The organism is Pseudoalteromonas sp. SWXJ133 (assembly GCF_015864365.1).
Lineage (GTDB): Bacteria > Pseudomonadota > Gammaproteobacteria > Enterobacterales > Alteromonadaceae > Pseudoalteromonas > Pseudoalteromonas arctica.
This window is the reverse complement of the sequence record NZ_JADYXJ010000043.1, coordinates 1-13,628: the sequence shown is the minus strand read 5'-3', so window position 1 is coordinate 13,628 and position 13,628 is coordinate 1. Positions and strand designations below refer to the sequence as shown.

At 35.8% G+C, this 13,628-nt stretch carries 10 protein-coding genes and 1 pseudogene; all 11 read left to right on the top strand.

Annotated elements, in window-relative coordinates:
- Nucleotides 1-1,615: 1,615 nt before the first annotated feature.
- The 11 genes and pseudogenes from I6F40_RS19475 to I6F40_RS19425 all read left to right on the top strand — a co-directional run bounded on the left by I6F40_RS19475 (nucleotide 1,616) and on the right by I6F40_RS19425 (nucleotide 12,982).
- On the top strand, nucleotides 1,616-1,789 hold the full coding sequence (locus I6F40_RS19475; RefSeq protein WP_004336037.1) for a hypothetical protein: 174 nt from the start codon (nucleotides 1,616-1,618) through the stop codon (nucleotides 1,787-1,789).
- Between the two features lie 12 nt (nucleotides 1,790-1,801).
- On the top strand, nucleotides 1,802-2,719 hold the full coding sequence (locus I6F40_RS19470) for an ATP-grasp domain-containing protein (protein WP_166379694.1): 918 nt from the start codon (nucleotides 1,802-1,804) through the stop codon (nucleotides 2,717-2,719).
- A 251-nt stretch (nucleotides 2,720-2,970) separates the two neighbouring features.
- Entirely contained in the window at nucleotides 2,971-3,144 is a 174-nt protein-coding gene (locus I6F40_RS19465) for a hypothetical protein (protein WP_197193330.1), read from the top strand.
- A 114-nt stretch (nucleotides 3,145-3,258) separates the two neighbouring features.
- Nucleotides 3,259-3,432: a hypothetical protein gene (locus I6F40_RS19460; protein ID WP_197193330.1), complete on the top strand. Its 174-nt coding sequence runs from the start codon at nucleotides 3,259-3,261 to the stop codon at nucleotides 3,430-3,432.
- Nucleotides 3,433-3,633: 201 nt separating this feature from the next.
- Nucleotides 3,634-3,777, top strand: a complete 144-nt coding sequence (locus I6F40_RS19455) for a hypothetical protein (protein ID WP_166379647.1) — start codon at nucleotides 3,634-3,636, stop codon at nucleotides 3,775-3,777.
- Nucleotides 3,778-3,787: 10 nt separating this feature from the next.
- On the top strand, nucleotides 3,788-3,958 hold the full coding sequence (locus I6F40_RS19450; protein WP_166379649.1) for a hypothetical protein: 171 nt from the start codon (nucleotides 3,788-3,790) through the stop codon (nucleotides 3,956-3,958).
- 528 nt (nucleotides 3,959-4,486) lie between these two features.
- Nucleotides 4,487-5,704, top strand: coding sequence for a lanthionine synthetase C family protein (locus I6F40_RS19445; RefSeq protein ID WP_166379651.1), 1,218 nt, complete (start codon nucleotides 4,487-4,489; stop codon nucleotides 5,702-5,704).
- Between the two features lie 19 nt (nucleotides 5,705-5,723).
- Nucleotides 5,724-8,867, top strand: coding sequence for a lantibiotic dehydratase (locus tag I6F40_RS19440; RefSeq protein WP_166379653.1), 3,144 nt, complete (start codon nucleotides 5,724-5,726; stop codon nucleotides 8,865-8,867).
- Between the two features lie 215 nt (nucleotides 8,868-9,082).
- The gene (gene glmU, locus I6F40_RS19435) at nucleotides 9,083-10,441 is read left to right on the top strand and encodes a bifunctional UDP-N-acetylglucosamine diphosphorylase/glucosamine-1-phosphate N-acetyltransferase GlmU (RefSeq protein WP_197193329.1); all 1,359 of its coding nucleotides are present in this window, start codon (nucleotides 9,083-9,085) and stop codon (nucleotides 10,439-10,441) included.
- Nucleotides 10,442-10,489: 48 nt separating this feature from the next.
- Nucleotides 10,490-11,101: a hypothetical protein gene (locus tag I6F40_RS19430; RefSeq protein ID WP_231609396.1), complete on the top strand. Its 612-nt coding sequence runs from the start codon at nucleotides 10,490-10,492 to the stop codon at nucleotides 11,099-11,101.
- A gap of 82 nt (nucleotides 11,102-11,183) precedes the next feature.
- A pseudogene (locus I6F40_RS19425) lies at nucleotides 11,184-12,982 on the top strand (choice-of-anchor I family protein).
- The last annotated feature ends 646 nt before the right edge of the window (nucleotides 12,983-13,628 follow it).

The following is a 13,628-nucleotide window of genomic DNA, read 5'->3' as shown; positions in this document are numbered from 1 at the left end:
TTAATTATATTGTCGGTGGTACATGTATTTCAAGTCCAGTTTTTATGCTTGTTGACCATTATTATGGTGTATGTGTTGGTATCAAAATTAAATAATCAGATAGGAAAAATAAAATGAAAGAATTAAACGCAGTACAGTTAGAGGAAGTGAATGGTGGTAAATCAATAGTTGATAGTATTATTGATACTATTAATGATGTATTTGATTGTTTAGGTTGATTTAATGAAAACTTTAAATAAGAAAGAGATATTTAATATTAACGGTGGTACTAAAAGTGTAGCGGATAAAATCGATGAAATTTTTAGTAAGATGGTTGGTATTTTTGAATCTAAAAAATAATATTACCCCTCTTGGCGGAGAAGTAATATTAACTTATTGCGAGAAATGAGATGAATAAGGAGCAGATATGCTCCTTTTTTTTGCCCTCAAAAACTGCGAGCTTTAATATATAGACAAAGGGCAGGTAATCCCCTCCATTTTTAACGACGACCAGCTGTAGCGTTCTCGCTGTTTAGCTTTTACAGCTTTTTATTGGTGTTATATAACCTAAGCCCTGGTATGGGTAATAGACCCATAAATTAATTATTTTATAACCTTGTTTAGGTAATGTGAGATCTAAGCTTTGGCTGCAATCAAAGCCTTTTATACAGTGGTTCGATTGAGAGTACGCTCTTTTATTGAGAAACGGTTAACAAGTAATAACGCTGTATCAACTCCAAGCATTAAACTCTGATTACTAATGGGCCCTCAAGCCAAATAGCTGAGCTTATTGCCAGCGCTAACTATCGCTTATCTATTGTGCTTTAAATTTTTTAGGGGCTTTCATCACCAGGTTACTATAGCCTCCTATCCGGGTAATAATTTATTAGGCCATGCTCTTCTATAGTTACCATATTGATTGCTTCGGTTTTTCGTTGGTAAGCGGACATACATCTACATTTTTGAGCCAGTGATTGTTGATTTATTGATAAAAACAACTCCTTTTTATGGTCATATATTAAATCACTTTTCTGCCACCCCTTACTAAATAACTTAAGATGACAGAGTAATTCAAAACCTTTCCCTTTAGCAGGCATTTTTATCACTTTATTGACATTGCGGTTTTTATTCTAAGCTTGATTCAAAATGTGATTTTATTGTTAATTGCTGAACAAGATTTTAAATAATAGTTTTAATGAGAATCCCAGTTGAATTTGCCAATTAAGTTTTCGATAAAACCTTTTTACGAATCATCCTTATATCTATAAAAAAGCGTTTACTTTATTCATAAATAGTCATTTCCTAAACTTTAAACATTGCTACTCATAGTTGAAACGGCCCCAATCAATTCACCAACTAATTAAATAATATGCAGCTCTTATCAAAACGATTATTTCATATTTAGACCATAAAATAAAATTATAAAAGAATAATGTTTTAAGTTAAATTATTGATTTTTAGATGTAACTTACTCTTATTTGGCTTTTGCTAAATTTAAAAAATACGCTCATTATTAATCCCGTCGAAAACATAGAGCGACATGAATTTGAATTCTAAACCAGTAATTGGCTGATTTTATATGCACATTTGAAAGCGTAGTTGTTACAGCCAAAAATAATAAAATAGGAATAATAAAATGGCTAAGTACTTCCAATCAGAATATGAACTTGAGCGCTTTTTAGATAAGCAAATTGCAGCCGATTGTATCGACAGTTATTTAGATTCAGACGGTGTGATAAGTAATAGCTGTCAAATATTTAACATAGCGGAAAGCGATATGGGCAATTTAGATTATTACACACTTAACTAATAGGGTTTATAAATGGCTTATATTGTTATTGGGCAGTTACATGATGAGCATGCTCTAAAAATACTAAATAAATTAAAAGCGAGAAATGTAGATGCATATTTACTGCAAACGCATGACTTTCCAAGAAAAGTAAAATTTAGTTTTTCACCTAATGATGGCTATGGCAGTTTAACTTTAAGTTGCGGCACGCTTATTAACTTAAGTGATATTAAAGCCGTTTTTTGGCGTAGCTTTTCGGGTGTATCTGATGAAGAAACTCGGGCTACCTTTATGACTGAGCAGGGTGTTGCTGCAAAGGATAGTATGGCCTGCTTAAGAACATGGTTTTACTTAAAAAATGGTACTAAGTGGGTTAATAGTTGGGAAGCTTTTCAACACCATCAAGAAAAGCCCTATCAATTGAAAAAAATAAAAGATTTAGGTATCAAAATACCGCAAACGTATATTGGTAATAACTTAGAAGATATAAAAGATATCTATAAAAAATTAGATCAAAGTATTTTTAAACCTGTTTACGGTGGCGCACATACTGAAATGTTGACAGAGTCCCATTTAGAAACAGGAAGGGTCGAAACAGCATTGGCTAAGTCTCCCATTACAGTGCAAGAGTTTATTGCTGGGACAAATATACGAACCTATGTAGTTGGTAAGTACATTATATCCATTGAACTAAAAAGCAACATGGCGGACTTTAGAGAAGATAATAGCGCTGAATTAATAGTTATTGATACTCCTGAGTTAATAAATAGCCAAGCTGTAGAGATAACTAAAGAGCTATATCTCAGCTGGACAGCTATAGATTGGAGAAGGAACGAAAGCGGTGAGTATTATTTTTTAGAAGCGAACCCTTCTCCCATGTTTATTGGTTTTGAAAAGCAATCAGGTATTCCAATATCTGATTATATAGTTGATTACATGTTAGAACATTAATAATTGATAAAAAGGAAATATACATGAAAGAGTTAAGTCTTGTTCAACTGAAATCAGTAAATGGTGGCCTAGGTTGGGACGAAGATGGTAATTGGGTAGATTGTTTACAAGCTATCCGAAAGTTATTCCCGTAATCATGAAATTGGTTAAACAAAAAGATTAGTTTTAACGTTATGTGAATTCTTGGCGGAGTATCACGTAATAAAACCGGCAGTAATGCCATCCATGAGAAAGTAAATAAGGAAAAGAAAATGCACCCATTTTCATTAGAAAAATCACAAGAAGAGCAAGTTGTTGGCGGTAAAGGTGATATTAACTTCACTTTAAGCCTTAAAGAAGATGGAGGACCTGGTGATGTTGTTACCATGGCTATCCCTGAAGACGGCAACGACCCTCGCCCATTTCCACCTGAAGAGTGGATGTAAGTAAAAACTTTATAGCTAAAGACAATCTTTAACATTACGTGAATTCTTGGCGGAGTATTACGTAATGAAGCCGGCAATAATGCCACCCATGAGAAAGTAAATAAGGAAAAGAAAATGCACCCATTTTCATTAGAAAAATCACAAGAAGAGCAAGTTGTTGGCGGTAAAGGTGATATTAACTTCACTTTAAGCCTTAAAGAAGATGGAGGACCTGGTGATGTTGTTACCATGGCTATCCCTGAAGACGGCAACGACCCTCGCCCATTTCCACCTGAAGAATGGATGTAATTTTCTTACTTATGGGTGTAGTAATATCCCGTATAAAGCAAAGTTAAAATTCACTTTTATTAATACTTAAAGGCAAAAACATGATTGAGTTACAAAATAAAGAAATGATAGCGAATATTTTTGGTGGGGTGTATATGGATGAAAATGGTAATGGTTGTATTCCACCATTTATTATTATTCAGCTGTAACCGGTGACAACTTATGAAATTGAATAAAAGAAAACTTAAACAGTTACAAGAGTTTAATGTAATTGATATTAAAATGACAGACAAAGTTGTAGGTGGTTTTTGCCCTCCAACAGTTATTACTTGTAGCCCTGCAACCATCAATAAATTAGAAATGTAAGGAAAATATTATGAATATCAAAATGAATAAAAAAGCAATTAAAAATCTTTCTCAACAAGGCCATAGTACTAAACTGGCTACAAAAGAAGTTGCGGGGGGGGCAAGTTATCCGGTTGAGCAACCAACAGGCAATATGTTTACTCTAAATTCATGTGGTATTGTTTGTATCTCAGAAATGTAAGACATTCCACTGCACTTCAAACCTAGCTAGTCGTAAGTGTTTTTCTACTAAGGTAGAAGTGTATTGAAAAATAGTAGTTAGCTCATACTTTTTGTTATAAAGAGTGAGCTAACTTAGATTCTTCTATTAATGATGATTTATTCTAAATGATCAGGGTAGTGAGTTTTTCCTGAATCGAAGTTAAACCAACTCAAGTTCTTTTATTTCCCTACCTATAAATATTTTTTGATAACTTAAGTCTACTTGTAAATTATATCTTTCATGCAGCGACCTATGGTGGCCTTCATTTATAGCCCCACCGACTATCAATGGCGTAATCTCATTTGGCACGAGTTGCATGCCTGAGGATAAGCTTTTAATATTCTTTTTATGTAATTTCATTTCTAATTTATAGCTTAGCAATATAGTAGTACGTTATTACACCACAATAAGTTAAATATGCAATGTGGAATATTAACATTTGTACTTTTAATGTTAATGTGAAATTATAATTATTTAAAATTTAAAGAACTTGATAAAAGGAATTTCATGACAATCAACGGGTTGGTTGACAATACACAAAGTGATGTGATGAAGGTTATCCTCAAAGAAATAACTCAAAAAATATCAGAAGAGATAATAAAAAAAGAGAGTGGTAATGGGCTATTAAATGGGTTGGCTGGTTACATCTTGTTTTTATACAATGCAGATAAGTTTGAGGATATTTGTGTCGGTGATTCACTCCTAAATGAAAAAATGGAGCTTTTACAAGCTCAGTTAGCTAAGCAGTCCTTGGAGTTTAGTTCGGGGTTAGCTGGGCAGGGATGGTTGTTGGAGTTTTTAAATCAATCAAATAAAGCTGATTACGATAGCGAACTTCTTGAAAGTATAGATACTCTATTTGCTAATAGTTTGTCTCAGAATGATGTTTGGCTTGGTGAGATTGAAACAATACTAGGTCTAGCGGGTTACACACCTTATACAGCAAGACGTGCTCGTTTTACCGATCAAACAAGACTTTACAGTATTATCGTTAGAGCTTTTGAGCAAACAGCCACTTACTTTGATAATGGAAATATTACTTGGTCTCAACCCTATAAGTCGGCTTATAGGTTTAATCAAAATGATGAAAACTTACCTGAGTATAATTTAGGCTTAGCCCATGGTGTGCCAGGTATTATTGCTGCTTTAGTTCCTGTCCTACGTATACCCAAGCTAAAGGCAAGAGCGCGTAAGTTATTGTTAGGCAGTTGTGATTGGCTATTGACTAATCAAAACTGTAATTTAAGTAGTAACGCTTGTTTTGGCAGTTGTGCTGGTGATGGGGGAGATTCCCGTTTAGGTTGGTGTTATGGTGACTTAACAATTGCTTTGACTCTTATGCGCGTAGGGGTCGCTTTAAATATGCCTCACTATGTTGAAAGAGCACTCGGTATCGCTCGTCACGCGGCCAAGCGTGATGAGATTTCTGGTTACGTCAAGGATGCGGGGATTTGCCACGGTTATTTTGGGTTAATAATGATATTTAGCTTGTTAAATAAACTATCTCCACATCCAGATTTACAAGCAGCAATTAACTATTGGCTAAGTTTTGCTTTAGAGCAATATGAAGATAATGGAATTAGCAGCTTTTACAGCTATAAAGGTGATAAAGGCGGTTATGAAGAGGATTTCAGTCTCTTAATGGGGTATTCAGGAATTGGGCTAGTAATTATAAGTCTTTTAAATGGTGAGTTTGGTTGGGCCGATAGTTTGCTAATTGATTAAAATACAAAAGGAAATTGGAATGACTAATAAAATAAAAAATGCTCCATTCTTTGTTGTACGTGCACCACGGTTAAGTAACGAACAACTTCTACAGTTTAATAATGCGAATGCTGATACCAATAAAATACTTGAAAGCTGGTTAGCTATGTATGGTGTTCAAGAAGCACTTTATTTAGCTAGCCCCTCGCTATTAGAACGCATAAATCTATGGCGTGAAAAACCAGACACTAAGCAAGGTAAAAAGGTATCACACGCTTTAATAAAATATATGATCCGGATGTGTTCAAGAGCAACACCGTTCGGTTTATTTTCGGGTGTAAGTAAAGGTGAGATCACTTCGGTTACAGATTTAATCTGTGGGGATTATAAAAAAGATAGCCGAAAGACTCGTTTAGACATGTTTTACCTAAATGAGCTTAAAGACTATTTTATCAAGCATACCTCGAAATCTGACACACTAAAATATAAACCAAATCCCTCTCATTATTTCATCGCGGAGCAGTGTCGTTACATAGAAGCTTACCTCTTCGATGATAGTATGCAATATCGTTTAAGCGCGGTGGAAAGTGACGAATATTTTAAATTTGCTTTAAATTTAGCAAGTACCGGGATTAGCTTTAATAACTTATGTAAGGCTTTTTGTGAGCAATATATAGATGCCGATAAAGAAGATGTAGAGTCATACATTCAAGATTTAATAGATGAAGGCATTTTAATAGCTGATATACCATTGCCATTAACTGGAGATTCTCCAGATTATGCTTTATTAAAGTCTATTCAAAATCTTAAAGAAAATATTTACGCTGATCATCTTGCTACAGTTTTGGTAAAAATAGATCATTTAGATGAAGATAATTTAGGAAGCATTGCACCATACAAGCAATTACTTACACATTTAGATAAATTGCCAATAAAAGCACAAGAAAATAAGCTGTTTCAAGCTGATATATATCGCAACTACAGTACTTGTTATTTAAGCGAAATAGAAATTAACCGCTTGCAAAAGCAACTTGAGCTACTGTCTGGTTTGAGCTTGAACGAAAGAAGCAATCCTTTATCCCCGTTTATTAACCAATTTAATGCTCGTTTTGAAGGGCAGTTTGTAGCACTTGATGTCATTTTAGATGATGAAACCGGAATTGGCATTTCAGATGAAACAGGCTATGAAGCACCTTTGGTTGCCGGCTTACACTTCGCTCGGGCAGGCGGTATTCTCAATACTCCGGCAGGTGTGAGTCTAATTGATGCAATTATTGAAGAAGCAATTAGTTTACCAAAAAATCGCAATAAAAACTGTATTGTTCTAAAAAGTAAAGAACTCAAAGTTAAAGCGACAAATACTGACGCACTAAAATATTATCCCAGCTCTTTTGCTGCAATGCTAAGTTTGTACGAAGATGATAAACACAATCCTATAATTAAGTTTAATGGCTGCTATGGGCCATCATCAGCAAATTTATTAGGCCGTTTTTGTCATTTAGATGAAAGTTTAAAAAATGCAGTGAGGGAAGAGTTAAGGCTAGAACAGGCGCATTCTCCAGATGTTATTTTTGCTGAAGTTGTACATATGCCAGAAGGGCGACCCGGTAACGTTATTGCTCGTCCGCATTTACGTGAATACGAGATTGTATTTATGGCTGACAGCAGCCTAAATGACGAATATCAAATTCATTTAAGTGATTTATATGTTTGGGTTGAAGGCCATCAGGTTAAGCTCTGGAGTAAGCGATTAAATAAACAAATTGTTCCGCGCTTGTCATGTGCACACAATTATTCTTCGCGCAGCCTTAGTGCATATAAATTTTTATGCATGCTGCAACATCAAGATGGGCGAGTACCTCAGTTTTCTATGCCGCAAAGTACAACCAGAGATAGTTTTGTACCACGGATAATGTTAGATAATTTAGTGCTTAGTGAAAAAACATGGCGCATCGATAGAAAATATCTACAAGAAGTTTTAATTGATGGCCAGCTTAATATGGATAAGCTCAATGCTCTCTTAGCTACCTTCCAATTAGACCCGCAAGTTTGTTATGCAATGTTTGATAATATTTTGCAATTGGACTTGCGAAACTCTGACATGTTTGAAATTTTACTAGCAGAGACTAAAGGACAAACCAAGGTTGAATTAAAGGAGGTTTTATCTTCTAGCTTTTCCTCACGTGTAAGAGATGAACAAGGGCATCATTATAATAATGAAGTAATAGTACCTTTTAGAAATACAGCGGCAAAAGTACATAAGCACTTTGTAGATGAGCCACTTGCAAATATATCGGCCAAGCCAATTAAAAGAAGGTTTAGTGCTGGTTCTGAGTGGCTCAGTTTAAAAATTTATAGCGGTAATTCTTTAGTTGAACAACTTCTGTGTGAGAAGTTACTTCCACTCATTGAGTCAAACAAAAACCTTTATAACAAGTGGTTTTTTATTAGATACTCAGATCCAGACTGGCATGTTAGAGTTCGTTTTCATGGAAAGCCAAATATATTATGTGGTGAGTTACTACCTTTATTAAATAACCTACTTGATCCAATGATCGAAAGCGGTGAATTACATAAAGTAGAGCTAATGACATATGAGCGAGAAGTTGAGCGCTATGGTGGGCCTGAGTCCATAGCCTTGGCTGAATCTTTATTTATGTATGATAGTGAGTTAATTACAAACGCATGTTTACTAGTTGACGACTACGGTGAAGATATACGTTGGCGAATAGCATTAAATTATACACATAAGTTACTCAATCTATTTAATTACACGGATGATGAGCGTTTAAGTTTGATTAGCCGTTTACGAGATGGTTTTGGTAATGAGTTTAACGAAAATAGTATTTTACGTAAGCAGTTAGGTAGCCGTTTTCGAGAGTATCAAGATCAGTTAAATGACGACTTCATTAAGCTAAATACTGTTGATACAGATGGCCTTGATGAAACGCAAAAGTTTATTTTTAAATTACTTAAAGAATGGCAAAATAACGCTGAGCCAATTGTTAAAGCCTTAGTTAAGCTCATTAAAGAAAATAAGCTTAACTGTACACGAGATTCACTTTTAGGCTCACTTTTACACATGCACAATAACCGTATATTTAAAGCATATGGAAGAGAGCAAGAGTTTGTAATACATGATTTGCTAAGGCGAAAATACTTTTCTACAGGTAAAGCTAAATAAAAAAGCGCGTTTAAAGTTGTAATACCTTTAAACGCGCTTATATATTTCACCAATCCTCGCTACAATAACGCTATTCAATTAAGTGTGTTTTTCAGTCAAGATTCAGTGCTAGTAAAATAAGCTACTGAGTATTTGCACAAGAAGTGGTTTACGTAATCTTCTGATCATACATAAGACTTATTTAGCTAAAACAACGAAAAAAGGAAATTGTTTTAATGGCTCTAACAACTGTTATTCTTGCTGCGGGTAAAGGTACTCGCATGCGCTCTGCTCTACCTAAAGTTTTGCACAAAGTTGCAGGTAAACCAATGGTACAGCACGTTATTGATAATGTGATGGCATTAGGTGCAACGACTACAAACTTAGTTTATGGACATGGCGGCGAACTATTACAACAACAACTTGCCGATAACGATGTAAATTGGGTACTCCAAGCAGAACAACTCGGTACTGGCCACGCAGTAGCGCAAGCCAACTCTCATATTAACGATGAAGATACAGTATTGATTTTATACGGCGATGTACCGCTAACAAAACAATCAACACTAGAGCGTTTATTAGCCGCAACACCTAAAAATGGTTTAGCGGTATTAACGGTAAATTTGGTAAACCCAAATGGCTATGGTCGAATGCTTCGTGCCGGTGGTAAGTTAGTTGGTATTGTTGAGCAAAAAGATTCAAGTCCAGAGCAGTTACTTATCAACGAAGTAAATACAGGCATTATGGCTGTTAACGGTAAGCTATTAAAAACATGGTTAGGTAACTTATCTAACAATAATGCACAAGGCGAGTACTACTTAACAGATATCGTTGCAATGGCTCACAGTGAAGGCGTAGAAATCACTTCAGCTCAGCCAGATCATGCAATGGAAGTTGAGGGCGCAAATAACCGCGTACAACTTGCAGGCTTAGAGCGCGCTTACCAAGCATGGCAAGCAGAAGAGTTAATGTTAAATGGCGCAACACTTGCTGACCCTGCGCGTATTGATGTGCGAGGAACAGTTACCACCGGTGAAGATGTACTTATCGACGTAAACGTTATTTTTGAAGGCACGGTGACGCTTGGTAATAATGTACAAATAGGTCCTAACTGTGTCCTTAAAAATTGTAGTATTGGTGATAACGTTATTATTAAAGCTAATACACTGATTGAAGATGCCACAGTTGCAGATAAGTGTACGCTTGGTCCTTATGCTCGCCTTCGCCCAGGCGCTGTAATGGAAGAAGACTCACACATTGGTAACTTTGTTGAGATGAAAAAAACCCGTTTAGGTAAAGGCTCTAAAGCCAACCACTTAAGTTATTTAGGTGATGCTGAAATTGGCGAAAAAGTGAATATTGGCGCTGGCACTATTACCTGTAACTACGATGGTGTTAACAAAGCAAAAACTATTATTGGCGATAATGCCTTTATTGGTTCTAATTCATCACTCGTTGCTCCAGTAAATATAGGTGCAACTGCAACAATTGGTGCAGGCTCTGTGATCACCAGTACCGTTGAAGATGATCAATTAGCAATAGCACGCTCTAAACAGCGTAATTTAACAGGTTGGAAACGCCCAGTTAAAAAATAACAATAGAGGCTACTTAGGTAGCCTTTTTTATTTTAGCTGAAGTTTAAATTGCTCACTATTGCCGTACTATTTACAAGCCATTACTTAACTGGCGATTCAATCAGAGAGACTAACGGCTTAATACTGCTACTCGCAGGATACATACTTGCCAAAAACACTTACTTTTGGAACTGCTTAAATAAAAACTTGGTATTACTGGCTTTGAGTTTTGCGGTTTTGTTTGTACTTATAATATTAAGTTATCAGAAGGTGTTTACTCTTCCTCATTTTATTTTAAGCGCTAGCTACAATATTCAACGTGTTGTAGGTGTATTTTTTGTACTCGCGTTCGCTCACCGATTTTTAAATTTTAATACTTACTATTTAAAACAGCTCAATGTATGGGTGTTTCCCTTTTATTTATTGCATCAAAGCATTTTGATTATTTTGTGTTTTTTACTACAGCCTTTAAGTTTAGGGCCTGTTGCTGAACCATTCATCATTATTACAGGGACTTGGTCTTTTTGCGGTGTTATTACATGGGGTATTACACGTATTGATGTACTTAGACCTTTGCTAGGGGTTGCAATTAAACGAGATTATTCCCCGACTGTAAAAATTCTTGGCTATACGGCCGCTTTAATTTTAATAACTCCGCTAGCGTATAAGCTAATTACTTAGGCTAAGGGCTGTATTAAAACTGCCATAATCTTGTCATGCCTGTGTGTTGATATTTAGTAAATACAATACTAAGGAAAATTACATGTTTAAAAAATCAATTATTGCGCTGTCACTTATATCTGTTCTTACTGGTTGCTCACTTGATGGTGACGATGGTCAAAACGGCTCTCAAGGATTACAGGGAGAACAAGGCACAGATGGAACTAATGGGTTAAATGGTATAAATGCCAATTCAGCATTAAATATTAACCTTGTGGGTAGAGGTGTATTAAATGCACAAAGCCCAGAAGGTGCAGCTGAAATAGTTGCATATCAAGCATCTAAAAAATGGATTTACACTATTAACAGTTCAGGCGATGACGTTGTTGTTAATATTTTACCCGCCGACACCTTTGATACTGCCGCACTCGTTAAAGATAACGAAGGGGTTATAAACGCCACAAATTTAACGTCCATTATTACGTTGTCTTTAAACGAATATACCCAAGGCGATGCAAACAGCATTGCTGTTGATGAAAACAATAATTTACTAGCGGTTGCAATGGCTGCTGAAAGCACGGGTGATACAGGTCAAATTGCTTTTTACGATATAAGCGGCGACTCACCTGTATTTATTAAAAATGTTACAGTCGGATTTTTACCAGACATGGTGACGTTCACCCATGATGGCGCAAAGGCAGTGGTTGCTAACGAAGGTGAACCAAGTGGCGACTACAGCGTAGATCCTGAAGGTTCTATTAGTATTATCGATATAACAAATAATGTAATAGCCGATACAGCAATAAATATTGATTTTAAAGCCTATAACAACAAACAAACCGAACTAGAAGCGCAAGGGGTAGTTTTTGCAAACCCAAATGGTCGTACTATTAACGGTAATCTAATAAATACCACAGTAGCTATGGATTTAGAGCCCGAGTACGTTAGCATTTCTAAAGATAACAAATATGCTTATGTATCTATTCAAGAAAACAATGCACTTGCAATAGTTAACCTACAAGACAACAGTCTTGAGCTAAAGGGCTTAGGCTTTAAAGATTGGTCAAGCTTACAATACAACTTGATGCCTCAGATAAAGACGGCGGCGTGAATTTTAAATCATACCCAGGGCTCTATGGTATGTACCAGCCCGATACTATCTCAAGCTTTAGTTGGAAAGGCGCTAACTTTATAGTTACTGCCAACGAAGGTGACGCAAGAGAATACTTTTTTGATACAACGGATGAAGCAGACTGTATAGCAAAGGGCGGACTTGATTACGATAAAGACGATGGCTGCTTAGCTTATATAGATGAAAGCCGCGTTGAAGACTTAACTCTTGCTGCTAATTTTGATTACTTAAATAATGACGATGATGATATTGGTCGCTTAAAAGTAACAACAATAAAAGGCGATACTAATAACGACGGACAATACGAATCGCTTTACGGCTATGGCGCACGTTCTTTTACTATTTGGGATAGCAATGGGCTGGTGGTTTTTGATTCAGGTGACGATATAGCACGTATAACAGCATCTGTGCATGGTGAATCATTTAACAATAGTGAAGATGAAAACAAAGGTGACTCACGTTCAGATGATAAAGGCGCAGAGCCTGAAGCGCTGACTATTGGTAAAATTGACGATCGTACATTTGCTTTTGTTGGATTAGAACGTATGGGCGGTATTATGGCTTACGACATTACTAATCCATACAATGTGCAATTTGAAGACTACTTCTATAATAGAGGCTTAATTAAAGGAGCGAATATTACAGGCGATTTGGCACCTGAAGGAATGGTATTCGTTTCAGCAGAGCAAAGTGCAACAGGAAATCCACTCTTAATTGTTGGAAATGAAATATCAGGCTCTATTGCCGTATGGGAAATAGCATCTAAATAAATCTTTAATTTTAAATAAAGCTGTGTGTTGTTTGTTTAACATACAGCTTAGTTTAAACCTTACTAATACATCATCAATTGATACATAAATTATGAGTGTTTTTTAAACTAAAAGTATCCTGCAGCCCTTTATTTGTATAGCTTTCATACTAAATTCATTTAATTGTCAAAAAGCTGAAATAAAACATTGACCCCCGCTCGAATCTCCCTATAATGCGACCCCACTGAGACGGGAAACGCCAACGCATAGCGAGGCACGAACTACCTCAGAGAGTTAAATAAAACTTCGGTTTTAAATTGTCGAAAGAAAGTTTAAAACAAAGTGTTGACTCGAAAAATAAAGGGTGTATTATTCGCATCCCTTGAGGCGCTAAAGCGACTCAAAACGTTCTTTAACAATATAAAGCAATCATCTGTGTGGGCACTCGTACAGATTGAGTTCTAACAGCCAACCTACTTAGGTAGTGAGGCAAAAAAATTAGAGTCTCAATTGAAAACTGAGTGACCAACAGAATAGTTATTTCGATAATTATTCGGCACAGTCAATTCAATATCGAAAGATATTAAAATAAATTCAGAATTCATTGAGCTGTCGAAAGACATAAAACTTTTTAATTGAAGAGTTTGATCATGGCTCAGATTGAACG

Bases quoted from the DNA above. Each gene is read 5' to 3' on its own strand.
- I6F40_RS19475 (WP_004336037.1), top strand. From the start codon at position 1,616: ATGGCTAAGTACTTCCAATCAGAATATGAACTTGAGCGCTTTTTAGAT.
- I6F40_RS19470 (WP_166379694.1), top strand. From the start codon at position 1,802: ATGGCTTATATTGTTATTGGGCAGTTACATGATGAGCATGCTCTAAAA.
- I6F40_RS19465 (WP_197193330.1), top strand. From the start codon at position 2,971: ATGCACCCATTTTCATTAGAAAAATCACAAGAAGAGCAAGTTGTTGGC.
- I6F40_RS19460 (WP_197193330.1), top strand. From the start codon at position 3,259: ATGCACCCATTTTCATTAGAAAAATCACAAGAAGAGCAAGTTGTTGGC.
- I6F40_RS19455 (WP_166379647.1), top strand. From the start codon at position 3,634: ATGAAATTGAATAAAAGAAAACTTAAACAGTTACAAGAGTTTAATGTA.
- I6F40_RS19450 (WP_166379649.1), top strand. From the start codon at position 3,788: ATGAATATCAAAATGAATAAAAAAGCAATTAAAAATCTTTCTCAACAA.
- I6F40_RS19445 (WP_166379651.1), top strand. From the start codon at position 4,487: ATGACAATCAACGGGTTGGTTGACAATACACAAAGTGATGTGATGAAG.
- I6F40_RS19440 (WP_166379653.1), top strand. From the start codon at position 5,724: ATGACTAATAAAATAAAAAATGCTCCATTCTTTGTTGTACGTGCACCA.
- glmU (WP_197193329.1), top strand. From the start codon at position 9,083: ATGGCTCTAACAACTGTTATTCTTGCTGCGGGTAAAGGTACTCGCATG.